The following is a 25,710-nucleotide window of genomic DNA, read 5'->3' as shown; positions in this document are numbered from 1 at the left end:
GCGCACCATTCTGGCTTACTTGAGGGGACTTCAGCCAGTGTTTATTCGGCCTTCACCCAGAGCGGGTAGATGTCGACTTCGCCGGTGAACCGGACCGGGCTGAACTGGAAGCCCTGCAGGTAGTCACGGCGTGCCCAGCGGCGGTTCTGCAGCATGCCGAACACTTCCGGCTGGTCTGCAACGATCTGGGTCTGGATGTCGGCATAGAGCTTGGCGCGTTCATCCCAGTTCGACGAGGAACGGGCCTTGTCGATCATCTCGGTGACCTTCGGATTGTCGTAGAACATCATCGCGAAATACTGGCCCCAGCTGTTCTTGTGATACTGGTAGGCGACAGCGTCCGGATCGGTCGAAACCGGGGTCGTGTAGACCGAGGTCATCGACGGCGACGTCTCGACCTTGGAGCCGTTGGCGACCATGTTCGGCCACTGTTCCGGCTTGATCTCGACATTGATGTTGAGCGGCTTCAGGCTGTCGAGCAGCACGAGGCCGATGCGGCGGGCTTCTTCGAGGCCGGCAACGTGAACGTAAGGCAGGGTGATGCCGCCGTTCGGATAACCGGACTTCGCCAGATATTCCTTGGCCTTGGCAAGATCCTGGCGCGGAATGCCGGGCACGTCGATATGGCCCTTCATCGCATCCGGGATCGGGCTCGTTTCGAGAGACGCAGCACCGTTATAGACCTGGATCAGCGCATCATAGTCCATCGCATAGGCGATTGCCTTGCGCAGGTTGATGTCGGCGGTCGGCCCCTGCTGCGTGTTGAACTTGATGCCGAAGGTCGTCATGCCCTTGTGGTCTTCGATGGCGATGCCCTTGGCGCGCGCGATCTGGACATAGTCGTCCGGCGTCAGGCCTTCGACGATATCGGCTTCGCCGCGCTGAAGAGCTGCCTTCTGGGCGGCAGGCTCGCGGATGATCTTGTAGATCACGCCGGCCGGACGGTTAGCGTCGCCCTGCGGCCAGCCCTTCCAGTAGTCGGCAACGGCTTCGGCTTCATAAAGAACGTTCGGTTCCCAGCGGCCGAGCTTGAACGGACCCGAACCGGCTTCGTTGTCGGTCAGCCACTTCTGACCGTAATCGCCGTCAACTTCATTGGCCTTAACCTGGGCCGGGTTGACGATGTACCACCAGGGCAGGAAGGAGAGGAAAGGCGTGTAGGGAGCCTTCAGCTCGAACTTGACGGTGTAATCGTCAACGACGCTGATACCTTCCGGCGCCAGAAAGTCCTTGAGCATCCAGGCGACGCCCTTGTTGAGCTTCAGGCCGCGCTCGAAGGAATAACGGATGGCTTCGGCATTAACCGGGTCGCCATTGTGGAACTTGGCATTCTTGACCAAGTGGAAAGTCCAGGTCTTGCCGTCTTCGCTGGTTTCCCACTTTTCGGCGAGCCAGGGCTTGATGACGGCCGGATCGCCTTCATACTTGACGAGGCCATCATAGACGGCCTGCTGCATCATGCGGGTCGACCAGTCGTAACGGATATGCGGATCGAGAACCGGGATAGCCTGACGGCCGCCGAACACGATGACATTGCCCTTGTCGGTGCGCTCGAAAGCACCGGCAGGAGTGGCAAGAACCGACGAGGCGAGAAGCCCCGCGATTGCGATATTCCTGATGATTTTGCCGAACATGTAGTTCCCTCTCTTATTAAACGGCTTCCCGATCAGACTGTATGCAAGTTCTAAAGCATTTGACGAACCACACCCGCCACCAGCCGGCGCGACAGAAGCACCGGCGCATCGATGGATTTGCGCACTTCCTCATGCATCTCGGCCGAGTAGCCCATGCAATGCATGACGATGAGATCGCAGCCTTGAAGCAGCTTCGCCCGCTCACCCATCTCGTCACCGGCATAAGGCGACGCGGAAACGAGGCTCGGATTGCCCGGCAGCACATGGCGCTCTTCGAAATCCTGGATCTGCCGTTCGAGCGGCACAATAACGCCGAGCTTGCGGGCAGAAGCGGCAAGCGCCTCGACGGTGGAATCGACGATCCGCTGGGCCTCGACCACGAGCGTATTCTTCAACGGCTCAATCTTCGTGCCGGTGCAAAGAAGGACGATCAGATCGAAACCTTCACCATCGATCTTCTGAAGCAAAACGTTCAGCTTCTCTTCCGTCAGAGCCTTCGAGGAAACGATCTCCTCGCCGCTCGCCAGACGGGTCGCAAACGAATGTTCGCCATCCCTGGCGCGCATAGCATCGAGTTCCGCCGGGCTCATGCCGTCCAGCACACCGAACTCCTGATGCGTGATGCGGCCTTCCGGCAGTCCGACTGTGATCTCGGCCATCATCTCAGGTACGAGGTCGACGCGGGGCGTCTGACCGATAGTCACGAAGGCAATCTTGGATGTGGAAGGCATGCTCTCGTTCATTCCCTGCTTTATCTTGTTGGCAGGGAGCCTAGCGCTCGAATATGCGACTTCACTATAGGGTAATGCCCCTAGTGGGTAACAATTCGGAAAGATCTTTTGCGATCATTTTTTAGGCAAATCGCATTTTTCACGCAACTTTCTTACGCAAATTCGATTATTTTTGTTATGGATGGCCCGCAGCGACGACCATGCGGATAAGCGCGTTCGATGACGTCACTTCCATTTTCGCCATCACGTTCGAGCGGTGGATCTCGACCGTCTTCGGGCTGATCCCGAGCTGGCGCGCGATCGCCTTGTTCGACAGACCTTCAGCCACCAGCGAAAGCACTTGTCGCTCGCGCGGCGTCAGACGCTGCAATTTCTCCGAAAATTCCGCCGGCACGCCGGGCAAGGTCACCGGATGCGTACCGTGCAAAAGCAGGCGAATGGCGCTGACGACGATGCGTCGCGCCAGCACCACCGGCTTGCCGCTTGCCTTGGCAACCGTCTGCCTGTCGGCCTCGGTAAAACTCACAGAATTCAGCACGATGATCTCGGCATCCGCGAGATCGAGCAGTGCCCCCGCCAGCAACCGCTTGTCGCCATCCGCGGCATAACTTGCGGTAATCTTGTAGGGCGAAAGCGCCGGGATATCGAGTTCGTCGATCTGTTGTTCCAGCGGCTGAATCAGACCCACCGCAGACCCATGCGCCGCAAGCGAAATCACCGTCGATTCCATCGCGCGCTGGGCATTCACGGTCGGACATGTGCTCTCGAAATCCCGGAACAAGCCGGTCGACAGGATCACCACCAGATCGAATTCGTGCGGCTGAAAGGCGGCTGCGATCTTCGCCATCCGCTCGGCGATCCGCGGCTTGGAGACGACGATATCGCTGCCATCCGCCAACCGGGTGACGATGCTCGTCTCACCCGGTCGAACCTTGAGGTCGTTGATCTCGGCCTGCGAAAGACCATCCAGAGCGCCAATTTCGAGCGCCTCGATCGGCAGATCGAGGTTCTCCAGCATATCGTCGATAATGTCTGCGCGCGGCGTCTGCCCGACGCTCAAGAACATTACGCGATGGGGCGGTTCCGCTGCTTCCGCGATGGTCGAAGACGGAGTGTGAGGATGCTTCGTCACGGGCAGTGAATCGGTCCTTCTGATCGTATCGCTATAGCCGTTCTAGACATGCACAAATTAAAGGCAAGCCCATTCTAGGGGCAGTCCCCTATAGGCATTCTTCGTCGCACATGGCTAGGTTCTAGCACAATATTCGGAGGCAAACATGATCCGTGATTTCGAAGCAAGCGAGATCGACCCGCTTGCCGTTGGTGCCTGGATTCTCGGGACCGGCGGTGGTGGCAGCCCGTATCTGGCGCAGCTCAACCTGAAAAAGCTCTACAAGGACGGCAAGCGCGTCAAGCTTATCGATCCGAACGCGCTGGACGATGGCGATGCCGTCGCAGTCGTATCGAAAATGGGCGCCCCCTTGGTGGGCCAGGAACGTCTGGTCGACCCGGCCCATCTTGCCCGCGCCATGCAGCTGATGGAAGAATATACCGGCCGCAAGTTCCGCGCCGTGATGAGCGTCGAGATCGGCGGCGGCAACGCGCTGTCGCCCTTCCTCGCCGCCGCAATGCTGGATATCCCGGTGGTTGACGCCGACGCGATGGGCCGTGCCTATCCGGAAGCGCAGATGACCAGCTTCGCCATCGGCGACCTGCCAATGTACCCACTGACGCTCGTCGATTGCCGCGATAACGAAGCGATCGTCGCCAAGGCAGCATCCTGGAAATGGATGGAGCGCATCTCGCGCAAGATCTGCACCGAAGTCGGTTCAACCTCGGCCACCTGCAAAGCCCCGCGCACCGGTAAGGAAGTCAAGGAATGGGGCGTGCTCCATACCGTGACCAAGGCCGTCAGCCTCGGCCGTGCGGTTCTCGAAGCCCGCGCCGCCCATACAGACCCGATCGCGGCAGTTCTCGCTCACGAAGGCGGCAAGGTCCTCTTCAAGGGCAAGGTTGCCGATGTGGATCGCACCACGACCGGTGGCTTCCTGCGCGGTGCAGCCATGATCGACGGCCTTGATGACGATCGCGGCGCACGTGTCGAACTCGCCTTCCAGAACGAATGGGCAGTCGCCTTCCGCGATGGCCAGCCGATCGCCATGACCCCCGACCTGATCTGCCTGCTCGACACCGTGTCGGGCGAAGCAATCGGCACGGAAACCGTGCGTTACGGCCAGCGTGTGACGGTCGTAGCCCTGCCGGCACCGGCGGTTCTGACCAGCCCCAAGGGCCTCGAACATGTCGGCCCTCGCGCCTTCGGGTATGATCTTGATTTCAAATCGGTGTTTGCAGCATGAAGCGGATCGGAATTGACGTCGGCGGCACCAATACGGATGCCGTGCTCATCGATGGCGAGAAAGTCGTCTCCGCCATCAAGTTTCCCACCACCGCGGATGTGATGCAGGGCGTCGTCAACGCCATCGGCCACGTCGTCTCTTCGCAGGCGCCAGGCGCTTCGCCGATCGACGCCGTGATGATCGGCACGACGCATTTCACCAATGCCGTCGTCGAGCGTGCCCGCCTGGAGCGCATCGCCGCAATCCGCATCGCCATGCCGGCCGGCGCATCCCTGCCGCCGATGATCGACTGGCCGGATGACCTGCGCGAAAGCGTCGATCCGCTGTCCTTCATGGTCCATGGCGGCCATGAATATGACGGTCGCCCACTGGTGCCGCTCGCCCGCGACGAAATCCGCGACGCAGCGATGAAGATTCGCGACGCCGGCATCTCTTCTGTCGGCATCACCGCGCTCTTCTCGCCGCTGACGGCCGAATGCGAGCTGGAAGCTGCCGAGATCGTGCGTTCGGTCATCCCGGATGCCCGTATCACGCTGTCCCACACGCTCGGCCGTATCGGTCTTCTGGAGCGCGAAAACGTCACGCTGCTGAATGCCGCCCTTCAGGGCCTCGGCCGCAAGACGATCGACGCCTTCAAGGATGCACTCGTCAAGGCCGGCGTCAACGCGCCCTTCTACCTCACCCAGAACGACGGCACCGTGGTTCTGGCGGATGTTGCAGCGGCAAACCCGGTCTACAGCTTTGCCTCCGGCCCGACCAACTCCATGCGCGGCGCGGCCTTCCTCACCGGCCTGAAGGAAGCCATGGTCATCGATGTCGGCGGCACCACGTCGGATGTCGGCTGCCTCGTCGGCGGTTTCCCGCGCGAAGCCAACAACGTCGTCGAAGTCGGCGGTGTCCGCACCCTGTTCCGCATGCCCGACCTTCTGCCGATGGCACTCGGCGGCGGCACGATCATCGATCCGGAAACCCGCAAGATCGGCCCGCGCTCGGTCGGGTATCGCATCACCGAAAAGGCGCTCGTCTTCGGCGGTGACACACTGACCACGACCGACGTTGCCGTAGCTGCCGGTCTCGTCGAAATCGGCGACCGTGACCGCGTCAAGCATCTCGACAAGGCAATGGTTGCCGACCTCCTGAAGCGCATCGAAGCCATGGTTGAAGACGGCGTCGACCGGATGAAGACCTCAGCCGAAGGCGTGAGCCTGATCGCAGTCGGCGGCGGTGCCTTCCTCATCCCGGAAAAGCTGAAGGGCGCCAGCGAAGTGCTGCGCGTCGAACATGCCGGCGTTGCCAACGCATTGGGTGCAGCCATGGCGCAGGTCTCCGGCGAAGTCGACCAGGTGTTCTCCGACATGTCGCGCGACAAGGCGATTGCCGAAGCCGAGCGTATCGCCCACGAGCGCGCCATCGAATCCGGTGCCGATCCGAAATCGATCGTCACGCTGGATACGGAAGACATCCCGATCGCCTATCTGCCGGGTGATGCCCGCCGCGTGCGCGTCCGCGTCGTCGGCGATATCGCCTTCATGAAGGATCAGCAGAAACAGGCTTCGTAAACGCAGTTTGTCGCGCTACGGTAACACAAAATCATTGTCCCCGGTCCGAAAGCGGATCGGGGACTTTTCCATATTGAACAGGCGAGGATGCGTCATGAAGGCCATGTATTACGAAGCGTTCGAACAGATGCCCGAGATCAGGACACTTCCCGATCCCGAGCCGACATTCGGCGGTGTCGTGATCAAGGTCGGCGCGACCGGCCTTTGCCGCAGCGACTGGCACGGCTGGAAAGGTCACGACCCGGATATCAGGCTGCCCCATGTTCCCGGCCACGAACTGGCCGGGAAGGTAGTGGCGACCGGCAAGGGCGTGATGCGCTTCAAGGTCGGCGATCGCGTAACCGTACCCTTCGTTTCCGGCTGCGGCCATTGCTCTGAGTGCCATTCCGGCAACCAGCAAGTCTGCCCCGACCAGTTCCAGCCCGGCTTCACCCATTGGGGCTCGTTTGCCGAATATGTCGCGATCGATTACGCCGATACCAACCTCGTGCATCTGCCGGAAGAGATCGACGACGCGACGGCCGCAAGCCTCGGCTGCCGCTTCGCCACCTCCTTCCGCGCCGTTGCCGATCAGGCCCGCACCGGCCCCGGCGATTGGGTCGCCGTCCACGGCTGCGGCGGTGTCGGCCTCTCGGCGATCATGATCGCGACGGCCCTTGGCGCAAATGTCATCGGCATCGACCTGACCGAAGATAAGCTCGCATTTGCGCGGCAATGTGGAGCAGTTGCCACGATCAATGCCGGTTCGGTGCCGGATGTCGTGGAAGCCGTGCGCGAAATTACCAAAGGCGGCGCGCATGTCTCGATCGACGCGCTTGGCCACCCGACAACCTGCTTCAACTCGATCAAGAACCTGCGCCGCCGCGGTCGCCACGTTCAGGTCGGCCTGATGCTCGGTGCGCATTCGACGCCGCAGATCCCGATGGCGCAGGTCATCGGCCACGAGCTGGAAATCTACGGCAGCCACGGCATACAGGCCTGGCGCTACGATGCGATGCTTTCCATGCTCACCGCCGGCAAGATGAAGCCGCAGCAATTGATCTCGAAACGAGTAAGCCTTGCCGAGGGTGTTTCCGAACTGGTCAATCTCGACAAGGCCGAGACCCCCGGCATCGCCGTCATCACCAGCTTCTGAGCCGGCCCGAATATATGGGAGGCCGAAACATCAGCTTCCCACAAAGGCATCCTGATTGTCCTGCACCAGCGCGGTCAGATAATCGGCAACGGCCCGCACGCGCGGAACCCGGCTCATGTCGCGATGGCGCACGATGTAGTAGTGCCGGGTAAGCTGCACCTCGCGCGGCAGCACGATCTGCAGTTCGCTCTGACGGCTGGCGATGAAATGCGGCAGGATGCAAAGCCCCAGCCCGTTCAGCGTCGCCGTTAATTGCGCGAAAATGCTGGAACTCTGGAATTTCGGCTTGATGCCGGGATGCACGTCACCGAGATAATCCAGCCCAGGCGCAAAGATCATGTCTTCGATATAACCGATAAATGGATGGTCGAGCAGGTCTTCCCGGCGCTTCAGCGGGGCCGCACCCGCCAGATAGCGCTTCGCCCCATAGATGTTGAGCTTGTAGTCGGTGATCTTCTCAATGAGATAAGGCCCGGCCTTGGGTGGATCGAGCGCCACCGCGATATCCGCCTCCTTGCGCGACAGCGACATGATCTGCTGGATCGTCACCAGTTCCAATGACAGGCTCGGATGCCGCTCGGTAAAATCTCCGAGATGATGGGCGAGAAAGAAGTTCGAAAAACCTTCTGGCGCGCTCAGCCGCACCACACCCTGATGCGCTGCATTGCCCGACGTGATCTCCGCCTGCAGCCGATCAGCCTCCCCCTCCATCCGCTCCGCCGTTTCGACGAACCGCTGGCCGACCGCTGTCAGCACATACCCGCGCGGATTACGTTCGAAAAGCTTGACCTTGAGGGCAAATTCCAGCCGGTCGATGCGGCGCGAGACGGTAGCATGACTGGTGCGCAGGTGGCGCGCCGCAGTCGACAATTGCCCCGTTCGGGCAACCGCTAGAAAATACTGCAGGTCATCCCAGGTGAAGATGGGATTGCCGCTCATAACCCCTCCCCGGTCCGAGCCGATCTGTTCAAAAATGCACAGATGCTGTTTGCAATTAATAGTGGCGGGCTTCTTGCGTCAACGGCCGTTTTCCTCAACCATGTGCTTATGGAAGTGCTGCTTTGAGGAGGGCGGCCTGCCAATTTTGAACAGATTAGCGCTCTGCAATCTCTGGGAGGAGACCTTATGCGTAAGACGTTCCTGACGTCGCTGGCAGTGCTGCTGGCGAGTGGCACTGCATTTGCTCAATCGCCATCGGACGGCAAGGTAAAGATCGGCATCCTGAACGACCAGTCCGGCGTCTATGCCGATTTCGGCGGAAAATCGTCCGTCGAGGCCGCGAAAATGGCGATCGAGGACTACGGCGGCAAAGTGCTCGGCGTCCCGATCGAACTCGTCAATGCCGACCACCAGAACAAGCCGGACGTCGCCTCCAACATCGCCCGCCAGTGGTATGATACCGAGCAGGTCGATGCGATCATGGACCTGACAACATCGTCGGTCGGTCTCGCCGTCCAGGCGCTGTCGAAAGACAAGAAGAAAATCACCATCAATACCGGTGCCGCCACGGTCGACCTGACCGGCAAGGCCTGCACCCCCTACGGCTTCCACTGGGCCTATGACACCCATGCGCTCGCGGTCGGCACCGGCGGCGCCATGGTCAAGCAGGGCGGCGATACGTGGTTCTTCCTGACCGCCGACTACGCCTTCGGTTATTCGCTGGAGCAGCAGACCAGCGATTACGTCAAGGCCAATGGTGGACAGGTGCTCGGCTCGGTGCGCCATCCGCTCTCCAGCCAAGATTTCTCGTCCTTCCTGCTGCAGGCCCAGTCTTCCGGTGCCAAGGTCATCGGCCTTGCCAATGCCGGCCTCGATACGGCGAACACCATCAAGCAGGCCGCCGAATTCGGCATCACGCAAGGCGGCCAGAACCTTGCGGCGCTGCTCTTCACGCTGGCCGAAGTGCATGGCCTCGGACTCGAAGCCGCACAGGGCCTGACACTCACCGAGGGCTATTACTGGAACCTCGACGACCAAAGCCGCGAATTCGGCAAGAAATTCTTCGCCAAGACCAACAGGATGCCGAACATGGTTCACGCCGGCACCTATTCGGCCGTCACCCACTACCTGAAGGCGGTGGAAAAGGCTGGCACCGACGATGCCGATGCGGTGGCCAAGGCCATGCGCGACATGCCGGTGGACGACTTCTTCGGCCGCGGAGGCACGGTGGCTGCCAATGGCCGCATGATCCACGATATGTATCTCCTGCAGGTCAAGAAGCCGGCCGACAGCAAGGAGCCATGGGATTATTACAATGTGCTTGCCACCATTCCCGGCAAGGATGCCTATCTCGATCCTGCCAAGGCCGGCTGCGAGCTGGTGAAATAATGGCAGCGCCTCTTCAGGACCTGCACGAGGAGCCGCGGGTGGTCTTGTCCGCCCGCGGTCTCTCGAAGAGTTTCGGCGCCTTCGCAGCGGTAAGGGATGTCGATCTCGACATCCACCACGCCCGCGTTCACGCACTGATCGGTCCCAACGGCGCCGGCAAGACGACGGTATTCAACCTTCTCACTAAATTCCTGCAGCCGACCGCGGGTTCGATCACCCTTCTCGGCACCGACATCACCAAAACCCCGCCGGACAAGGTGGCCCGCATGGGCCTGGTCCGTTCCTTCCAGATCTCCGCCGTATTCCCGCATCTGACCGTTCTAGACAATGTCCGCGTCGCCTTGCAGCGCCCGAACGGCTTGTCGACCCAGTTCTGGCTGCCCACTTCCTCGCTCGACCGGCTGAACGCGCGCGCCGACGAGCTGATCGAAAATGTCGGGCTGAAACGCGAGCGCGACGCGATGGCCGCCGACCTCTCTTACGGCCGCAAGCGTGTCCTTGAAATCGCCACCACGCTGGCGCTCGATCCGAAAGTGTTGCTGCTCGACGAGCCGATGGCCGGAATGGGCCAGGAAGATATCGGCACCGTCTCCGGCATCATCCGCGAAGTGGCGAAAACCCGCGCTGTGCTGATGGTTGAACACAATCTCTCGGTCGTCGCCGACATCTGTCACCACGTCACGGTTCTGCAGCGCGGCGAAATCCTTGCGGAAGGCGACTATGCGGCGGTCTCGCAGGATGAGCGGGTGCGGCTCGCCTATATGGGCACGGAGGACGCATAATGGCAAAACCGCTTTTCGAAGTCTCCAATCTCAACGCCTGGTATGGCGAAAGCCACATCCTGCACGGCGTAAACATGACCGTCGGCGAAGGCGAGACGATCACCATTTTAGGCCGCAACGGCGTCGGCAAGACGACGACGCTGCGCACCATCATGGGCATCATCCGCGAGCGCAAGGGCGAGATCCGCTTTGCCGGTAAGGATATGCTGGGTGTTCCCCTGCACCGGACCGCCCATGCCGGCCTCGGTTTCGTGCCGGAAGAACGCGGCATCTTCTCGACGCTCACCGTCGACGAAAACCTGATGCTGCCGCCTGTCGTCGCCGAAGGCGGGATGCCACTAGACGAGATCTACGCGCTTTTCCCCAATCTCCATGAACGACGCGCGAGCCCCGGCACGAAACTGTCGGGCGGCGAACAGCAGATGCTCGCCATCGCCCGCATCCTGCGCACCGGCGTCAAGCTGCTGATCCTCGACGAACCGACGGAGGGCCTCGCTCCCGTCATCGTCCAGCGCATCGGCGAGGTTTTGAAGACGCTGAAGCAACGCGGCATGACGGTGCTGATGGTCGAACAGAATTTCCGCTTCGCCAGCAAAGTGGCGGACCGTTTCTACCTGATGGACCACGGCAAGATGGTGGCGGATTTCCCGGTCGGCGAACTCCCTGAGCGGATGGATACGCTGCACAAGGTTCTGGGGGTGTGAGAATGGCGACTGAAACTGCTTTCGGATCGGCAAAGTCCCCCTCTGGCCTGCCGGCCATCTCCCCCACAAGGGGGGAGAATACCCGCGGCAACCGCAAGCCTCAAATAGGCCTCGAGGATGCGGGCGGGTTAAGCCCTCCCCCTTGTGGGGAGGGTTGGGAGGGGTCTTTCTTCATATGCAACGAGCAGTTCAGAGGAAGTGTTCTGCCCATCAGCATAGAAAGAGGGCTCACCCCATGACCATGATCTTCGGCATCCCCCTCCAAGCCTTCATGGGCCAGCTCCTCATTGGCCTGATCAACGGCTCATTCTACGCGCTCCTGAGCCTCGGCCTCGCCGTCATTTTCGGCCTGCTGCGCGTCATCAACTTCGCCCACGGCGCGCAATATATGCTCGGCGCCTTTGTCGCGATGCTGATGCTGCAGTATTTCGGCATCAACTACTGGTTCGCGCTTCTTCTGGCGCCGATCGTCGTCGGCCTCTTCGGTGCGGTCATAGAGCGCCTGCTGCTGTCGCGGCTCTACAAGCTCGATCATCTCTATGGCCTGCTCTTCACCTTCGGCTTGGCACTGACGATCGAAGGCACGTTCCGTTATCTCTACGGTTCCTCCGGCCAGCCCTACGCACCGCCGCCGGCACTCACCGGCGCCACCAATCTCGGCTTCATGTTCCTGCCGAACTATCGCGGCTGGGTGGTCGTCGTATCGCTTATCGCCTGTATCGGCACATGGCTGCTGATCGAGAAGACCAAGCTCGGCGCTTACCTACGTGCCGCCACCGAAAACCCGACGCTGGTGCAGGCGTTCGGCGTCAACGTGCCGATGCTCTTGACGCTGACTTATGCGCTCGGAGCAGGCCTTGCCGCCTTTGCCGGCGTACTGGCCGCCCCGGTCTACCAGGTCTCGCCGCTGATGGGATCGAACATCATCATCGTCGTTTTTGCCGTGGTGGTGGTCGGCGGCATGGGCTCGATCATGGGCGCTATCGTCACCGGCTACATGCTCGGCATCGCCGAGGGCCTGACCAAGGTCTTTTATCCGGAAGCTTCGAATATCGTCATCTTCGTAATCATGGCGATCGTGCTTCTCATCCGCCCTGCCGGCCTTTTCGGCCGGGATGCTTGAAGCGAGGCAAAGTCATGAGCCATGTCGCCCATTCGACCACAACGACCACCGCCCGCACCGAGCGTTCGGCAAGCGCCTCGAAAGCCTATGCGGCCTTTCTCGGCATCGGCCTCGTCCTGTTGATCGTGGCCCCACTGTTCTTCTACCCGATCTTCCTGATGAAGCTCCTATGCTTCGCGCTTTTCGCCTGCGCCTTCAATCTCCTGCTCGGCTATACCGGCCTCTTGTCCTTCGGCCATGCGACCTTCTTCGGCGGCGCGGCCTATTTCACCGCCCATGTGGTGAAGGAATGGGGCGTCACACCGGAAATCGGCATCCTCATCGGCGTTGTGGGGGCAGCAATGCTCGGCCTGGTCATGGGCTTCTTCGCCATCCGCCGGCAGGGAATCTATTTCGCCATGATCACGCTGGCACTGTCGCAGATGTTCTTCTTTTTCTGCCTGCAGGCATCCTTCACCCATGGAGAAGACGGCATCCAGTCCGTGCCGCGCGGCCATCTCTTCGGATTTATCGATCTCAACAACACGACCAGCATGTATTACTTCGTGCTTGCCGTATTCCTGATCGGCATGATCGTCATCTGGCGCTTCATCAACTCGCCCTTCGGCATGATCCTCAAATCGATCCGCGAGAACGAACAGCGCGCCATTTCGCTCGGTTATTCTGTGGCCCGCTACAAGCTCGGCGCCTTCGTCATGTCGGCAGCACTCGCGGGGCTTGCCGGCGGCACCAAGGCGCTTGTCTTCCAGTTTGCAACCCTCACCGATGTCGGCTGGCAGATGTCCGGCGAAGTCATCCTCATGACGCTGCTGGGCGGCATCGGCACGCTGATCGGCCCGATCTTCGGCGCAGGGTTGGTCGTGGCATTGCAGAACTATCTCGCCACCTCGCAATTCCCGGTCACCATCATCACCGGCGTCGTCTTCATGGTCTGCGTCCTGGTCTTCCGCCGCGGCATCATAGGGGAGTTCTATGCCTCAAGGCTGGGTCGGAAGCTTGGCTTCGAGCACAGGCGGTGAGTGAGCCTCGAAATGACGGACGTTTCGTATTCCCTCATTCCTGTGCTTGTCACAGGAATCCAGCCACGGCGCGTCCGCGACGTGAAAGGGCTCACATGACGAAGGGCAATAGTCTCACGCGCCCAAGGACTTGGGCGCACTGGTTTCCTGTGACAAGCACAGGAATGAGGGAGAATTGGGCGCTGCGGAGTGGCCCCAAGTCGGAACAGTAGAGCAATGGACACCTACGATTACATCATCATCGGTGCAGGCAGCGCCGGCTGCGTGCTCGCCAACCGCTTATCAGCCGATCCGAGAAACCGCGTCCTGCTGCTGGAAGCCGGTGGCAATGACAATTACCACTGGGTCCATATCCCGGTCGGTTATCTCTACTGCATCAACAACCCGCGCACCGACTGGTGTTTCACCACGGAGAAGGAAGATGGCCTGAACGGCCGTTCTCTCAGCTACCCGCGCGGCAAACTGCTCGGCGGATGCTCGTCGATCAACGGCATGATCTATATGCGCGGCCAGGCGCGCGACTATGATCTCTGGCGGCAGATGGGCTGCACAGGCTGGGGCTGGGATGATGTTCTGCCGCTCTTCAAGAAGAGCCAGGATTTCTACAAGGGCGCCGATCAGATGCACGGCGCAGGCGGCGAATGGCGGGTGGAAAAGGCACGTGTCCGCTGGGCCGTGCTCGACGCCTTCCAGAAAGCGGCCGAAGAAGCTGGCATCCCCGCCATCGACGATTTCAACCGCGGCGATAACGAAGGCTCCAGCTATTTCGACGTCAACCAGCGCTCAGGCATCCGCTGGAACACATCGAAAGCCTTTTTGCGCCCGGCGATGAAACGCCCGAACCTCAACGTCCTGACCAAGGCGCATGTGCGAAAACTGATCGTCGAGACCGGCGAAGTGAAGGGCGTTGAATTCCAGCATGACGGCATCACAAAGACCGCACATGCCCGTCGCGAGACCATCCTCTCCGCCGGTGCGATCGGCACGCCGCATGTGCTGGAGCTCTCCGGCATTGGCCGCGGCGACATACTCTCCGAGGCCGGCATCGAGACGGTGAAAGAGGTCAAAGGCGTCGGAGAAAACCTGCAGGACCACCTTCAGCTTCGCCTCGTCTACAAGGTCACCGGTGTCCCGACGCTGAACGAAAAGGCATCCCGGCTGCTCGGAAAGGCGGCAATCGGGCTGGAATATGCGCTTAAACGCTCCGGCCCGATGTCAATGGCCCCGAGCCAGCTCGGCATCTTCACCAAGTCCGGGCCGGACAAGGAAACCGCCGATCTCGAATATCACGTCCAGCCGGTCTCGCTCGACCGGTTCGGAGAACCCGTCCACGCCTTCCCGGCGATGACGGCAAGCGTCTGTAATCTCAGGCCCGAAAGCCGCGGCTCGGTCCATCTGAAAGGCCCGGATTTCGCTGCCGCGCCTGCGATCCGGCCGAACTATCTCTCGACCGCCGCCGACCGCGACGTGGCCGTTCGCTCTATCCGCTTGACCCGTGAAATCGTCAAAAAGCCTGCCTTTGCGCGCTACAATCCTAAGGAATACAAGCCCGGCCCGAGCTACGACACGGACGCCGATCTGGAACGCGCTGCCGGCGAGATCGGCACGACGATCTTCCACCCGGTCGGCACGGCCCGCATGGGCGCTGATCCCGACAGCGTCGTCGATCCGCGGCTAAAGCTTCGGGCACTCGGAAAACTGCGCATCGCCGATGCATCGATCATGCCGACGATAACATCCGGCAACACCAATTCGCCGACGATCATGATTGCCGAAAAGGCGGCAGAAATGATCCTCGCGGACAATCGCTGACGACAATCGGCGCAAGACGAAAGGGAGAGAAGACATGACCCGGATCGCATTCATCGGCCTCGGAAACATGGGCGGCCCCATGGCCGCAAATCTGGTGAAATCAGGACATGCGGTCTCTGGCTTCGATCTCTTCGAAGCCTCGGTGAAAGCCGCCACTGAGGCGGGCGTCGATCCGGCCGCATCGCTCACTGAGGCGGTACGGGACGCCGAATGCGTCATCACCATGCTGCCCAAGGGCCAGCATGTCGTCTCCGTCTGGACCAATCTTGCAACGCTGGTTGTGGAAGGCACGCTTCTTATCGACTGCTCGACGGTGGATGTGGATAGCGCCCGTCAGGCCCATCGCCTTGCCGGCGCCATGAACTGCCCCTCGCTGGACGCTCCGGTCTCCGGTGGCACGACGGGTGCTGCGGCCGGCACGCTCACCTTCATGGTCGGAGGTTCGAATGAGGCCTTTGCCGCGGGCAGACCGATCCTCGAAGCCATGGGCAAAAAGATCGTCCATTGCGGCGGCAATGGTGCGGGTCAGGCGGCAAAGATCTGCAACAACATGATCCTCGGCATTTCGATGATCGGCGTCGCAGAAGCCTTCGTTCTGGCCGAAAAGCTCGGCCTGTCGCATCAGGCCTTGTTCGACGTGGCCTCGACCTCGTCCGGCCAATGCTGGTCGCTGACGACCTATTGCCCCGTCCCCGGCCCGGTGCCGACCTCACCGGCAAACAACGATTACAAACCGGGATTTGCTGCAGCCCTGATGCTGAAGGACCTGCTTTTGTCGCAGGAGGCAGCAAGTCACAGCGGCGCCAGAACGCCGCTTGGTGCCCATGCGGCTGAAGTCTATGCGGCATTCGAACGTGCGGGCCACGGCGCAGAGGACTTCTCGGCCATCATCCGCATGTTGCGTCAGACGCAGGACACATGACGTCGAACCAAAAAGAGAGGGCGACCGCATCGCCCTCCCCCAAAATTTCGATCGACAGCAAATCGCCTTAGCCGAGATCGACGCCGCAGAAGTTGACCTCAATCCCGAGTTCGGCCGCCAGTGCCGCCTTGGCGAGCGCTGCGCGATCCGCCTCGGCCGCCGAGTTCGCGTAGGCCACCTGGATGTGGTTTGCCTTGTGACGGGCCATCATCTGGTCGCGAGAAACACCCGTCAGCACCGCATGCATCATCGGCCATTGTTCGTTGGTGGATTTCCACCGGCGCTCGGTTTCTTCCTTCGGCAAGGATACGGCCTGACCGCGGCCGATATCCATCTTCAGCCGGTTATCCTCGACGAAGATGCGCGACCAGACGATTTCGCCGGGTTTTGCAATGCCACGCAAGGTCCCTCCGCCTGCGGGGAAGAACATCGGCGGCTGGCGCATACTGTCCGAGCCGGCCCAGCCGCCCTCGTGATGGGCAGGCGGGGCCGCGCCGGAAATCTCGAACACCCAGACGAAACCATCGACCGTACCGGTCGGATCGACGCCGCCCCAGCGCAGGTCATGCAGGGTGTTTTCCACCGGCTGGCCGAGCGCCCGATGCAGCCGGTTGGTCATCAGCCCGTCGAGACCGGCGCATTCATCCACCTCGTTGAAATGTACGATCGCCTTGCCCTGCCGGATAACCTTGCCGTCCCGGTCCTTGACATCCGGTCGCCCGTCATCATTGAGGATACCCTCGACAAGATCGGATGCCGGCAGCAGATCCTTGAGGCCCTGCTGATACTGGATGCCGATCGCCTCGCAGCCGAAATCCTCGGCGATGCGAACGGCCGCGATATACATGCGGCACTGGTCGATCACCTGATCCTCGGTCAGGTCCTGCGTCGGATCGGTTCCCAGATGGAACGTCATGCCCTTGGCGAGCAGGTCCTGATAGACCGCACGGCCTTCCTCCACCGGCACCTGATTGGTGGCGAAATAAAGCGCCGACTGCGACAGGCGCTCCTTGAAGATACCGAGCGGCATCAGCAGTTCATCCGGCACGATGGCATTGTACATGCCCATGCAGCCCTCGTCGAAAATCCCGAGGATGACCTTGTTGGTGCGGAAATCCTGCGCAATTTCCTTCGCGAGGTTCTTGAGATCCCGTGGCACATTGCCGGCCTTGAACGGCGTCACATGGCTCGTGTCGTGGTCGACCGTGCCTTCCGACAGCCACTGGGCAAGACCGCTGCGGAAGAAGTCGTCGTCGAATGTCTCGCTCCACAGCGAGGAATAGGCAACGCCCGCCTTGGTCAGCGAGCCGTTGAGATTGAGCAAGCCGACCAGACCCGGCCACTGGCCGGACCAGTTGGCGACGGTCAGGATCGGTCCCTTGTGGCTGGTGAGACCGGCAAGCACATGATGCGAATATTGCCAGACGGACTCTGCGACGATCACCGGCACATTGGGATCGATCTTTGCAAACGCATCCATGCCTTCGCGTTGCGAGGCGAGAAAACCGTGGCCTTCTTCCGGCTTGTAGGCGTGAGCGCGCTTCACCGTGTAGCCGAGGCTGGCGAGCACGTCTCCGAGTTTCTTTTCCATCGCATCCTGGGTCGCCCAGCATTGCTGGTTGGCGGACAGGCGAAGGTCGCCGCTGGCGAAAAGTGCAATTTCCTTGGTCATGTTCCTCATCCCTCAAATCAATGATCAGTGCCGGCCATCAGCGCGGCATAGGCAACAAAGTCCTCCTGCATGCGGCGGAAGACGCGGTATTTGCGGTCGTGATAGGTGGCGATCTCGCCCCCGCGCGGAGAAATGCGGCTGCCGGGGCCGCTCATGGCACGCATGGCGGCAGGCAGGTCGGCATAATGGCCGCTCGCCACAGCACCCAGCATGGCGCTGCCGACCAGAACCGGCTCGCGCTGGTCCGGCACCACGATCGCACAGCCCGTCGCATCCGCATGCTCGCGCAAAAACAGCCTGTTCTGAGCCAGACCGCCGCTGACGACCAGCGTATCGACGGTGACGCCATTGGCCCGCATTTCCGCGATGATATGTCGGGTGCCGTAAGCCAAGGCTTGCAGCGTCGCGAGATAATCAAGCGCCAGATCGTCAAGCCCGCGGTCGAGCGACAGGCCGGTAATCCCGCCCTTGCGCAGCGGATCGGCAAGTGGCGAACGGTTGCCGTGAAAATCCGGCTGCACATGCCGAGATTTGGTCAGCGTGGCCGTCTCGCCATCATCGGCCATCACCTCGAGCCGACGATCGAACAGGGCAAACACGGAAATGCCTTCCGCCTTCGCTATCTCACGCGCTTGTTGGATGGCGGCATGGCCTTCGATCACCCGGTCGATCAGCGCACCGGCCGCCGATTGTCCCGCCTCGTTTGCCCAGAGACCCGGCAGCAGGACGGAGAAATAAGGTCCCCAGACGCCCGGCACGAAGGCCGGTTTTTCGCTAACTGTGATATGGCAGGACGATGTGCCGGCGATCAGCGCCAGCCGTTCATCGAGCGCGCCGTCGCCAAGATCCACCCCCATCGTGCCGAGCGCACCGGAATAGGCATCGATCAGGCTCGCGGCAACGGCCGTTCCAGGCGCAAGTCCGAGGTCTGCGGCCGCGGCATCGGAAAGCGAACCGACCCTGTCTCCGGGTGCCGCAAACCGGTTACCGATGGCGCGAAAATTATCCGCGCCAAGTTCGGCAATCCCGGCGCTTTCGAAATAGGCCTTGTCCCAGCCCTCGCCCTTCGTACCGTTCTGGCCAAGATAGGTCCATTTGCACACGGTGCTGCAAAGCGAACGGATATCTTCACCCGTTGCCTTGTGGACCAGCCAGTCGGGCAGATCGAAAAACGCATGCGCGCGGGCGAAACTCTGCGGCATCTCGCGTTTCAGCCAGCGCAGTTTCGGCGTCTCCATCTCCGGCGAGATGACGCCGCCGACATAATCGAGAACCGGGCTTTTCAGTGCGTTGATCTGGTCCGCATCGCCAATGGCGCGGTGGTCCATCCAGACGATGATGTTCCAGTCGTCATCACCACCGGGGCTGACGGTCACCGGCCCGCCCATCTCATCGACCACGACCAACGAGCAGGTGGCGTCGAACCCGATACCCGCGATGTCGGAAGCCACAAACCCGGCATCCGACATCGCCGCCTTCACGCAAGCTGAGATCGCCGCCCAGATGTCGCGCGAGGATTGATTGACGAAATCCGGCTTCGGCTTTTCGGTGGCGATCGCCTGCGAATGCGCCGCAAGCAGCGTGCCGCGCTGGTCGAAAATCCCGGCGCGGGCGCTTCCTGTGCCGACGTCAATTCCGATGAAATGGGTCATGTCAGTTTATCCGCTGCAATATGGAGCCGGACGACAACTGGCTTTGAACTTGGGAAAAGTCCCCCTCTGGCCTGCCGGCCATCTCCCCCACAAGAGGGGAGAATACCCGCGGCAAGGTCCAAGCCCAATTCGCCTCGACGGCTCGGCTAGGTTAAGCCCTCCCCCTTGTGGGGGTCCGTTAGGACGGGCAGAGACAAGCGGCTCTGCCCCGGGCAGTTTGTGAGGGGTCTTGCCCCTGAAGGTTCAAAGTCGCTGGCCGCTCGCTTTGTCGAACAGATGCGCCTTGCTCGGATCGACAGCCAATCCGATCTCGTCGCCGAAATGGATGCTCAGGCGCTCACGGAACAGGCAGGAAATCTGCTCGCCATGGCTGACAACGCGGGCAAAAATTTCCGAACCCGTCCCTTCAACGATCTCGACACGTCCCTGCACACCGCCGGCATTGTCCGCACGGATATGTTCCGGGCGAATGCCGTAAACCAACGACTTGCCGCCGAGCTTTGCCGGATCAGCGCCGGCAGGCAGCGGCAGGACAAGGCCTTTTTCGCTGCGGAACACGCCTTCCTCGATCTTTCCATCGATGAAGTTCATCGCAGGAGAACCGATGAACCCGGCGACGAACAGGTTGGCGGGGCGATCGTAGAGATCGAGCGGCGCACCGACCTGCTCGATATTGCCTTCCTGCAGCACGACGATCTTGTCGGCCATGGTCATGGCTTCGATCTGGTCGTGGGTGACATAGATGATCGTCGTGCCTATCCGCTGATGCAGCGCCTTGATCTCGGCACGCATCTGCACGCGGAGTTTGGCATCGAGGTTGGAAAGCGGCTCGTCGAACAGAAACACCTGCGGATCGCGGACCAGCGCACGGCCCATCGCGACACGCTGGCGCTGGCCGCCGGAAAGCTGGCGCGGATACCGGTCAAGCAGCTTGTCGAGCCCGAGAATGCCGGCGGCATTCTCCACCTTCTTGCGCGTCTCTTTGACATCAGCCTTCTTGAGCTTCAGCGCGAAGGCCATGTTTTCCGCCACGGTCATATGCGGATAAAGTGCGTAGTTCTGAAACACCATGGCGATGTCGCGGTCGCGCGCCGGAAGATGAGAAACCTCCCGCGGCCCGATACGGATCGCGCCGCCGGTAACGTCCTCGAGACCCGCCACCATGCGCAGCAGCGTGGACTTGCCGCAGCCGGACGGACCGACCAGCACGACGAACTCGCCGTCGGCAATATCGACGCTCAGGTCGCGAATGATTTCGACGGCTCCGTAGCGTTTCTGAATGTTCTGGATATTGACTGTTGCCATTTGAAAATCCTCCCGATTTTCGGGTCGTTATCTGTTGCTCTCAGCCGCCCTTGACCGCACCTGCGGTCAGGCCCGCGACGATCTGCTTCTGGGCAAACATGGTCAGCACCAGAACCGGCAGGGTGACGATCAGGGCGGCAGCGGCCAGCGGCCCCCAGCTGACCTGCTCGAAGGAGAGCATGTTGTAGACGGCCACCGGCAGGGTTCGTGTTTCGCGGCTGGCGAGCACGATGCCGAAGACAAAGTTGTTCCAGGAGAAGATCACCGCCAGAATGAAGGCGACGACGATGCCGGGCTTGGCGATCGGCAGCGCCACCAGGCGAAAGACCTGCCAGGATGTCGCGCCATCGATGCTTGCAGCCTCCTCGAGCTCCTTCGGTGTCGTCTCGAAATACCCGATCATGATCCACACGACGATCGGCACGGTGACGACCAGATGGATGATGATCTGCGGCCACAGGGTTCCGAGCAGGTTCATCCATTGGAACAGCAGGAAGAGCGGGATCAGGAATGACAGGCCGGGCGTCATGCGCGCGATCATGATCACCATCGCCGCCTTTTCGGCCTTCAGCCGCGCTATTCCGTATCCGGCGGGAACGCCGATCACGAGGGCGAGAATGGTGGCGGCGCCGGTCACGAGGATCGAGTTCCAGAAATAGAGGAGGAAATTGTTCTCCTCGAACACTTTCGCATAGTTGGACCAGGCGATGTTTTCCGGGATCAGGATCGGCGGATAGGCGCCGTTGTCGATCTCGTATTTGAGCGACAGCGAGATCATCCAGACGAAGAACAGGATGACCGGCGAAATCATCACCAGGGCGACGAAGAACAGGCCGAGACGGTTCCAGGCTCGATGGGTGAGTTTGGGTATCATCAGCGATCCTCCATGTCCGACCAGTTGGTGCGTGCGCGAACCATCATCAGGACGAAGGACAGCGCGATGATGACGAAGAAGAAGACAACCGCCATGGCCGAGCCGTAACCGATGTCGTAATAGGAGAAGGCGGTGTTGTAGAGATAGATGTTGATCGTCTCCGATGCCGTACCCGGCCCGCCCTGCGTCATCGCATAGATGATGTCGAAGCTTTTGACCGCATCGATACTACGGATAATGACACCGATCATCAGGAAGGGCGCGATCATCGGCAGCGTCAGGTAGCGGAACTTCTGCCAGGCATTCGCGCCGTCGATTTCCGCGCTCTCATAGGGTTCGCGCGGAACCGCAGCCAGACCGCCGAGAACGATCAGCATGATCAGCGGCGTCCATTGCCAGGTCTCGACCAGAACCAGCGCCGGAATGACGGTCGACTGGTTGTAGATCCATTCCTGCGCGCCGATGCCGACCAGCGACAGAAGATAGTTGAGCACGCCGAGCTGCGGGTGGAACATCATCGTCCAGACGAGCGCGATCGCCACCGGCGTCGCCATCATCGGCATGACGAAGACCCCGCGCAGAAAGCCGCGCAACGGGAATTCACCGTCGAAGATCAGGGCTGCCAGCGTTCCGAGTATCAGCGGTGCGATAACCGACAGCGCCGTATAGACCAGCGTATGCCACATGGATTCCCAGAACCGCATGTCGCCGGCAAGCCGGATATAGTTGTCGAGACCGGCAAACGTCTGTTCCTGTCCGAGCGTCCACGAATTGACGCTCATCCAGAGGGTAAACACCCAAGGAAAGACGATGACCGCGCCGATAACCACCAGGGCGGGCACCACGAAAGGCCAGTAGTTGGGAGCAAGCCTTTGCGGCTTGCCCCCCTTTACGGCCAGATCCCTGGCCGCGGTGGGTTCTATGGTCACGGAAGCCATTATCCCTCGCTTCGGGCAAGCACCGGCTCGAACTGAGCGGTTGCCGATTCCAGTTCCTTCGCGGGATCGGCACCGCCGATCATGTTGGTGAGGCCCACCCCATAGATGTCACGGAATTCCGTGACCGGGATGATGACCGGGAGTGCGAGCTGCGAGATCTTGCCGGAGGCAACGACCGCATCCACCCATGCCGGCGGCATCTTGACGCCTTCACGCACCTTGGCGTCCTCGAGGATCGACTGACGGAACGGCACGCCGGCACCGGCCTGCAGCAGACGGGCACCCATGTCATGGGAAATGACCCACTGGCAGAACAGATAGGCGGCTTCCTTGTTCTTGCTGGCGGCGGTGACACCGATCCCGTCACCGGTCGTCGCTGCAGCCTGCGCCTTCGGGCCTGCCGGCATGACGCCGTAGCCGACCTTGCCGACGACACGCGACTTCTGCGGATCTTCGATCGGGGGTGCGAAACCGACGCCGTCGAACCACATGCCGATCTTGCCCTGCAGGAAGGCAGACTGAGCTTCCGCCCAGTTGAAGCCCGATACACCGACCGGCGCCGACTTCGACATCAGCCGCTGATAGAGCTTGGCCGCCTCGACAGCACCTTCCGATGTCGTATTGAGCTTGCCGCTGGCATCAAGCGGGGTCGCGCCGTAACCAAGCATGAACGAGGTCCATACCGGCGTATTGGCATTCTTCAGCCCGCGAGCAACGAAACCGTAGGTGCCGGCCGACTTGTCGGTCAGCGCTTCGGCAGCGGTCACCATTTCATCGAAAGTCGTCGGATATTTCAGACCCTTCTTTTCGAAGAGTTCGTTGTTCCAGTAGACGATCCAGTAATCCACCGAGAAGGGCAGCGTGCGCAGCTTGCCATCGGGATCCTTGGCGAATTTCAGCGCAGCCTCGGCGAAATCGCCTTCGACCAGCGACGGATCGGTGAGCGACGGATCCTTGAAGTAGCCGGAAAGATCGGCCAGCCAGCCACCCTTTTCGAACTGCCGCTTCTGCACGTGATAGCTCAGGTGCACGACGTCGAAGCTCGGGCGACCGGAAGACAGTTCGATCGTCGTCTTCTGGCGCTGCTGCTGTTCCGGCGTTGCCTCGGCATTGACCTTGATACCGGTCAGAGCCTCGAACTCGCTGATATATTTCAGGATGGTTTCGCCGCGCGGGCTCTTGACCAGGTTCACTTCCAGCGTAGTGCCGGCAAAGCGCTTCCAGTCGACGGCGGCGGATGCCGGCCGCGATCCGATCAGACCGGCGGCACCAAGCGCTGCCGATCCCGCCAGAAAACTCCGGCGTGTCGGTGTAAAGAACGAAGATGTCATAGATTCCTCCTCCAGGTTTCGCCGGGGTCTCCTCACCCCGGCTTCGCGTGTACTTAAAGTCTCAAGGCACGATCCCTTGCATGGCCGATATGCTTGACGAGCGCCTCGACGGCGCCGTCGGCAGAACGACACTTGATTGCTTCGAGCACGGCCATGTGTTCGCCCATGACAGGCGCGACACGGCCGTTGATACGGAAACGTTCCTGATTGATCAGGCGCATCTTGATCGAGTTGACCCGATAGACGTTCCAAATGATGGCATTGTCGAGTGCTGCGACGAAGGCATCATGCATGCCCCAGTCGACAGCCTGCGCATGAGCATCGAGTTCGGGCGTTTCATTGCCCGAAGCGATGGCATCCGAGATTTCCCGGTGCTGCCGGATCAGCTTTTCTACCACTTCGTCGGAAGCCGTCTGAACGAACAGCGCAACCGCTTCCTTCTCAAGGAAGAGACGCAGCTGAAAGGCCTCGCGGATCAGGTTCAGGTCGATATGGGCGATCTGCAGACCGCGCTGCGGCACGGTCTTTATCAACCCCTCGGCCTCCAGCCGCGGAATAAGTTCGCGGATGGCGCCGAGTGTGAGACCGGTCAGCTCGACCAGATGACGTTGGGAAACGAACTGCCCCGGGCGCACGTCGCGCGCCAGAAGGTGCCGGGTGAAGCTCTCATAAGCCTTTTCCCTGAGCGTCGGTTCTTCCGTCTGCTGGTCTTGGCGCTGGTCCATCATCGTCCTGTTCTTAGGCTTAGCCTGTTATGGCCTCAGGCCGCTTTTGTCCGGAACAGGCCGTCGAAGACAAGGCCGAGCTGCTTCTGTCCGTCTTTCGATATAGAAAGCAGCGGAGCGCGAACCGCAAGCCAGTTTTCGTCACCAAGCTGACGTGCCACCATGGCTTTCACAGCTGGCGTGACCGGGTATTTCAGAAGCTCGGCGACGAAACCCACCACGCGGACATCGTCACGACCTTCATTGGCCATCGCACCGATCTCGTGCGGAGCAAAATTTGCCATGCCGGAGATCGCCCCCTGCCCGCCCATACGCACACCTTCGGCCAGATGACGCTCGTCACCGATCAAGATGATCAGGTCCGAATGTGCCTTCAGAAGCTCCTGCGTATAAGGCCAGTCGCCAGACGAGTCCTTTACTCCAGTCACGATGCCCGGAAAGGCCTGTTTCAGCCGGCCGACAAGCGAAACACTGAGCGGCACCATGGTGACGGACGGAATATTGTAGACGATGATATCGCGCGCCAGCTTGCCGAGATCCTTGAAGACCTTCGAATACCAGCCGAAAAGCCCATCATCGCTGACATTCTTGAAATAGGATGGCGGTGCGAGCAGGATGTTGCGCACGCCCTTGGAAAGCGCCTGCGACGATTGAAGCGCTGCGTCTTCCGCAGCATCCACCAGAACGCCGACAACGATCTGCTCGGGCGCGATGCCCGCCTCGATAAAGGCCGCAAGAACACGCTCGCGTTCCTGTGTACCAATCGACGAGCCCTCGCCGGTCGTGCCGAACAGCGTGCAGCTCGCGCAGCCGGCATCAAGGCTGCGCCTGGCCTGCGCGATCATCATGTCGATGAGTATCTCGCCGTCCTCACCAAACGGCGTAGTCAAAGCGACGGAAAGTCCGAAGCGTGTCATTAGTCATCCTCCACTGATTTTTTAACGCTAACGCACTAACATGTCAGTCGTCAATGGAAAATTTTCAACACGGCGAAACCGGGTTTCGCGGGTGAGATTACTTGAAGGAAACGCACGGGAGGATCGATTGCCGTCCGCCAATCGGGGGAAACGCGCCGGAAAGGGCTGAAAGGAGAATGGCGTACCGGCA

At 60.8% G+C, this 25,710-nt stretch carries 22 protein-coding genes; 10 read left to right on the top strand and 12 right to left on the bottom strand.

Going from position 1 to position 25,710, the window contains the following annotated elements:
- Nucleotides 1-41 precede the first annotated feature (41 nt).
- From GGE33_RS00325 to GGE33_RS27905, 3 genes are all read right to left on the bottom strand, one after another.
- A complete protein-coding gene (locus tag GGE33_RS00325; RefSeq protein ID WP_183820812.1) occupies nt 42-1,634 on the bottom strand; it encodes an ABC transporter substrate-binding protein in 1,593 nt (530 codons plus the stop codon).
- 50 nt (nt 1,635-1,684) lie between these two features.
- Nucleotides 1,685-2,365, bottom strand: a complete 681-nt coding sequence (locus tag GGE33_RS00320; protein ID WP_183820811.1) for an AroM family protein — start codon at nt 2,363-2,365, stop codon at nt 1,685-1,687.
- 175 nt (nt 2,366-2,540) lie between these two features.
- Entirely contained in the window at nt 2,541-3,497 is a 957-nt protein-coding gene (locus GGE33_RS27905; protein ID WP_394353627.1) for an AroM family protein, read from the bottom strand.
- Between the two features lie 145 nt (nt 3,498-3,642).
- Between GGE33_RS27905 and GGE33_RS00310 the strand changes: the two genes are divergently transcribed.
- The 3 genes from GGE33_RS00310 (at nt 3,643) to GGE33_RS00300 (ending at nt 7,416) form a co-directional block, all read left to right on the top strand.
- A complete protein-coding gene (locus GGE33_RS00310; protein WP_183820810.1) occupies nt 3,643-4,722 on the top strand; it encodes an S-methyl thiohydantoin desulfurase family protein in 1,080 nt (359 codons plus the stop codon).
- The gene (locus tag GGE33_RS00305; RefSeq protein WP_183820809.1) at nt 4,719-6,281 is read left to right on the top strand and encodes a hydantoinase/oxoprolinase N-terminal domain-containing protein; all 1,563 of its coding nucleotides are present in this window, start codon (nt 4,719-4,721) and stop codon (nt 6,279-6,281) included. Before GGE33_RS00310 ends, GGE33_RS00305 begins: the two co-directional genes overlap by 4 nt.
- Before the next feature lie 94 nt (nt 6,282-6,375).
- Nucleotides 6,376-7,416 carry a zinc-dependent alcohol dehydrogenase family protein gene (locus GGE33_RS00300; RefSeq protein ID WP_183820808.1) on the top strand — a complete coding sequence of 347 codons (1,041 nt, stop codon included), beginning with the start codon at nt 6,376-6,378 and terminating at the stop codon, nt 7,414-7,416.
- 30 nt (nt 7,417-7,446) lie between these two features.
- On the opposite strand, the gene GGE33_RS00295 is transcribed toward GGE33_RS00300, so the two are convergent.
- A complete protein-coding gene (locus GGE33_RS00295; RefSeq protein ID WP_183820807.1) occupies nt 7,447-8,355 on the bottom strand; it encodes a LysR family transcriptional regulator in 909 nt (302 codons plus the stop codon).
- Nucleotides 8,356-8,541: 186 nt separating this feature from the next.
- On the opposite strand from GGE33_RS00295, the gene GGE33_RS00290 reads away from it, so the two are divergent.
- From GGE33_RS00290 to mmsB, 7 genes are all read left to right on the top strand, one after another.
- Nucleotides 8,542-9,744: an ABC transporter substrate-binding protein gene (locus tag GGE33_RS00290; protein WP_183820806.1), complete on the top strand. Its 1,203-nt coding sequence runs from the start codon at nt 8,542-8,544 to the stop codon at nt 9,742-9,744.
- Nucleotides 9,744-10,526, top strand: coding sequence for an ABC transporter ATP-binding protein (locus tag GGE33_RS00285; RefSeq protein ID WP_183820805.1), 783 nt, complete (start codon nt 9,744-9,746; stop codon nt 10,524-10,526). Before GGE33_RS00290 ends, GGE33_RS00285 begins: the two co-directional genes overlap by 1 nt.
- Nucleotides 10,526-11,230 (top strand): ABC transporter ATP-binding protein, encoded by a 705-nt coding sequence (locus tag GGE33_RS00280; RefSeq protein ID WP_183820804.1) that lies wholly within the window; start codon nt 10,526-10,528, stop codon nt 11,228-11,230. The genes GGE33_RS00285 and GGE33_RS00280 overlap by 1 nt, the downstream gene beginning before the upstream one ends.
- Nucleotides 11,231-11,465: 235 nt before the next feature.
- The gene (locus GGE33_RS00275; RefSeq protein WP_148170480.1) at nt 11,466-12,353 is read left to right on the top strand and encodes a branched-chain amino acid ABC transporter permease; all 888 of its coding nucleotides are present in this window, start codon (nt 11,466-11,468) and stop codon (nt 12,351-12,353) included.
- 14 nt (nt 12,354-12,367) lie between these two features.
- Nucleotides 12,368-13,372, top strand: a complete 1,005-nt coding sequence (locus GGE33_RS00270; RefSeq protein WP_183820803.1) for a branched-chain amino acid ABC transporter permease — start codon at nt 12,368-12,370, stop codon at nt 13,370-13,372.
- Between the two features lie 216 nt (nt 13,373-13,588).
- The gene (locus GGE33_RS00265) at nt 13,589-15,184 is read left to right on the top strand and encodes a GMC family oxidoreductase (protein WP_183820802.1); all 1,596 of its coding nucleotides are present in this window, start codon (nt 13,589-13,591) and stop codon (nt 15,182-15,184) included.
- A 34-nt stretch (nt 15,185-15,218) separates the two neighbouring features.
- Complete coding sequence (gene mmsB, locus GGE33_RS00260; protein WP_183820801.1) at nt 15,219-16,106, top strand: 3-hydroxyisobutyrate dehydrogenase; 888 nt, start codon at nt 15,219-15,221, stop codon at nt 16,104-16,106.
- Nucleotides 16,107-16,173: 67 nt separating this feature from the next.
- Here the strand turns inward: mmsB and GGE33_RS00255 are convergent, their stop codons facing one another.
- The 8 genes from GGE33_RS00255 to GGE33_RS00220 all read right to left on the bottom strand — a co-directional run bounded on the left by GGE33_RS00255 (nt 16,174) and on the right by GGE33_RS00220 (nt 25,520).
- A complete protein-coding gene (locus tag GGE33_RS00255; protein ID WP_183820800.1) occupies nt 16,174-17,778 on the bottom strand; it encodes a fucose isomerase in 1,605 nt (534 codons plus the stop codon).
- 17 nt (nt 17,779-17,795) lie between these two features.
- Complete coding sequence (locus GGE33_RS00250) at nt 17,796-19,430, bottom strand: FGGY-family carbohydrate kinase (RefSeq protein WP_183820799.1); 1,635 nt, start codon at nt 19,428-19,430, stop codon at nt 17,796-17,798.
- A 243-nt stretch (nt 19,431-19,673) separates the two neighbouring features.
- A complete protein-coding gene (locus GGE33_RS00245; protein ID WP_183820798.1) occupies nt 19,674-20,735 on the bottom strand; it encodes an ABC transporter ATP-binding protein in 1,062 nt (353 codons plus the stop codon).
- A 40-nt stretch (nt 20,736-20,775) separates the two neighbouring features.
- Complete coding sequence (locus GGE33_RS00240) at nt 20,776-21,609, bottom strand: carbohydrate ABC transporter permease (protein WP_183820797.1); 834 nt, start codon at nt 21,607-21,609, stop codon at nt 20,776-20,778.
- Entirely contained in the window at nt 21,609-22,547 is a 939-nt protein-coding gene (locus tag GGE33_RS00235; protein ID WP_183820796.1) for a carbohydrate ABC transporter permease, read from the bottom strand. Before GGE33_RS00235 ends, GGE33_RS00240 begins: the two co-directional genes overlap by 1 nt.
- Nucleotides 22,547-23,878 (bottom strand): ABC transporter substrate-binding protein, encoded by a 1,332-nt coding sequence (locus GGE33_RS00230; RefSeq protein ID WP_183820795.1) that lies wholly within the window; start codon nt 23,876-23,878, stop codon nt 22,547-22,549. The genes GGE33_RS00235 and GGE33_RS00230 overlap by 1 nt, the downstream gene beginning before the upstream one ends.
- Before the next feature lie 53 nt (nt 23,879-23,931).
- Nucleotides 23,932-24,603 carry a GntR family transcriptional regulator gene (locus tag GGE33_RS00225; RefSeq protein WP_246712516.1) on the bottom strand — a complete coding sequence of 224 codons (672 nt, stop codon included), beginning with the start codon at nt 24,601-24,603 and terminating at the stop codon, nt 23,932-23,934.
- Between the two features lie 35 nt (nt 24,604-24,638).
- Nucleotides 24,639-25,520, bottom strand: coding sequence for a dihydrodipicolinate synthase family protein (locus GGE33_RS00220; protein ID WP_183820793.1), 882 nt, complete (start codon nt 25,518-25,520; stop codon nt 24,639-24,641).
- Nucleotides 25,521-25,710: the final 190 nt, after the last annotated feature.

It is taken from the genome of Aliirhizobium cellulosilyticum, from assembly GCF_014198105.1.
In the GTDB taxonomy this organism is placed as follows: Bacteria; Pseudomonadota; Alphaproteobacteria; order Rhizobiales; family Rhizobiaceae; genus Neorhizobium; species Neorhizobium cellulosilyticum.
The sequence above is the reverse complement of the archived record's forward strand: the minus strand, read 5'-3'. Positions and strand labels throughout refer to the sequence as shown.

Coding starts and splice junctions, on each gene's coding strand:
- GGE33_RS00325 (WP_183820812.1), bottom strand. CDS start 1,634: ATGTTCGGCAAAATCATCAGGAATATCGCAATCGCGGGGCTTCTCGCC.
- GGE33_RS00320 (WP_183820811.1), bottom strand. CDS start 2,365: ATGCCTTCCACATCCAAGATTGCCTTCGTGACTATCGGTCAGACGCCC.
- GGE33_RS00310 (WP_183820810.1), top strand. CDS start 3,643: ATGATCCGTGATTTCGAAGCAAGCGAGATCGACCCGCTTGCCGTTGGT.
- GGE33_RS00305 (WP_183820809.1), top strand. CDS start 4,719: ATGAAGCGGATCGGAATTGACGTCGGCGGCACCAATACGGATGCCGTG.
- GGE33_RS00300 (WP_183820808.1), top strand. CDS start 6,376: ATGAAGGCCATGTATTACGAAGCGTTCGAACAGATGCCCGAGATCAGG.
- GGE33_RS00295 (WP_183820807.1), bottom strand. CDS start 8,355: ATGAGCGGCAATCCCATCTTCACCTGGGATGACCTGCAGTATTTTCTA.
- GGE33_RS00290 (WP_183820806.1), top strand. CDS start 8,542: ATGCGTAAGACGTTCCTGACGTCGCTGGCAGTGCTGCTGGCGAGTGGC.
- GGE33_RS00285 (WP_183820805.1), top strand. CDS start 9,744: ATGGCAGCGCCTCTTCAGGACCTGCACGAGGAGCCGCGGGTGGTCTTG.
- GGE33_RS00280 (WP_183820804.1), top strand. CDS start 10,526: ATGGCAAAACCGCTTTTCGAAGTCTCCAATCTCAACGCCTGGTATGGC.
- GGE33_RS00275 (WP_148170480.1), top strand. CDS start 11,466: ATGACCATGATCTTCGGCATCCCCCTCCAAGCCTTCATGGGCCAGCTC.
- GGE33_RS00270 (WP_183820803.1), top strand. CDS start 12,368: ATGAGCCATGTCGCCCATTCGACCACAACGACCACCGCCCGCACCGAG.
- GGE33_RS00265 (WP_183820802.1), top strand. CDS start 13,589: ATGGACACCTACGATTACATCATCATCGGTGCAGGCAGCGCCGGCTGC.
- mmsB (WP_183820801.1), top strand. CDS start 15,219: ATGACCCGGATCGCATTCATCGGCCTCGGAAACATGGGCGGCCCCATG.
- GGE33_RS00255 (WP_183820800.1), bottom strand. CDS start 17,778: ATGACCAAGGAAATTGCACTTTTCGCCAGCGGCGACCTTCGCCTGTCC.
- GGE33_RS00250 (WP_183820799.1), bottom strand. CDS start 19,430: ATGACCCATTTCATCGGAATTGACGTCGGCACAGGAAGCGCCCGCGCC.
- GGE33_RS00245 (WP_183820798.1), bottom strand. CDS start 20,735: ATGGCAACAGTCAATATCCAGAACATTCAGAAACGCTACGGAGCCGTC.
- GGE33_RS00240 (WP_183820797.1), bottom strand. CDS start 21,609: ATGATACCCAAACTCACCCATCGAGCCTGGAACCGTCTCGGCCTGTTC.
- GGE33_RS00235 (WP_183820796.1), bottom strand. CDS start 22,547: ATGGCTTCCGTGACCATAGAACCCACCGCGGCCAGGGATCTGGCCGTA.
- GGE33_RS00230 (WP_183820795.1), bottom strand. CDS start 23,878: ATGACATCTTCGTTCTTTACACCGACACGCCGGAGTTTTCTGGCGGGA.
- GGE33_RS00225 (WP_246712516.1), bottom strand. CDS start 24,603: ATGGACCAGCGCCAAGACCAGCAGACGGAAGAACCGACGCTCAGGGAA.
- GGE33_RS00220 (WP_183820793.1), bottom strand. CDS start 25,520: ATGACACGCTTCGGACTTTCCGTCGCTTTGACTACGCCGTTTGGTGAG.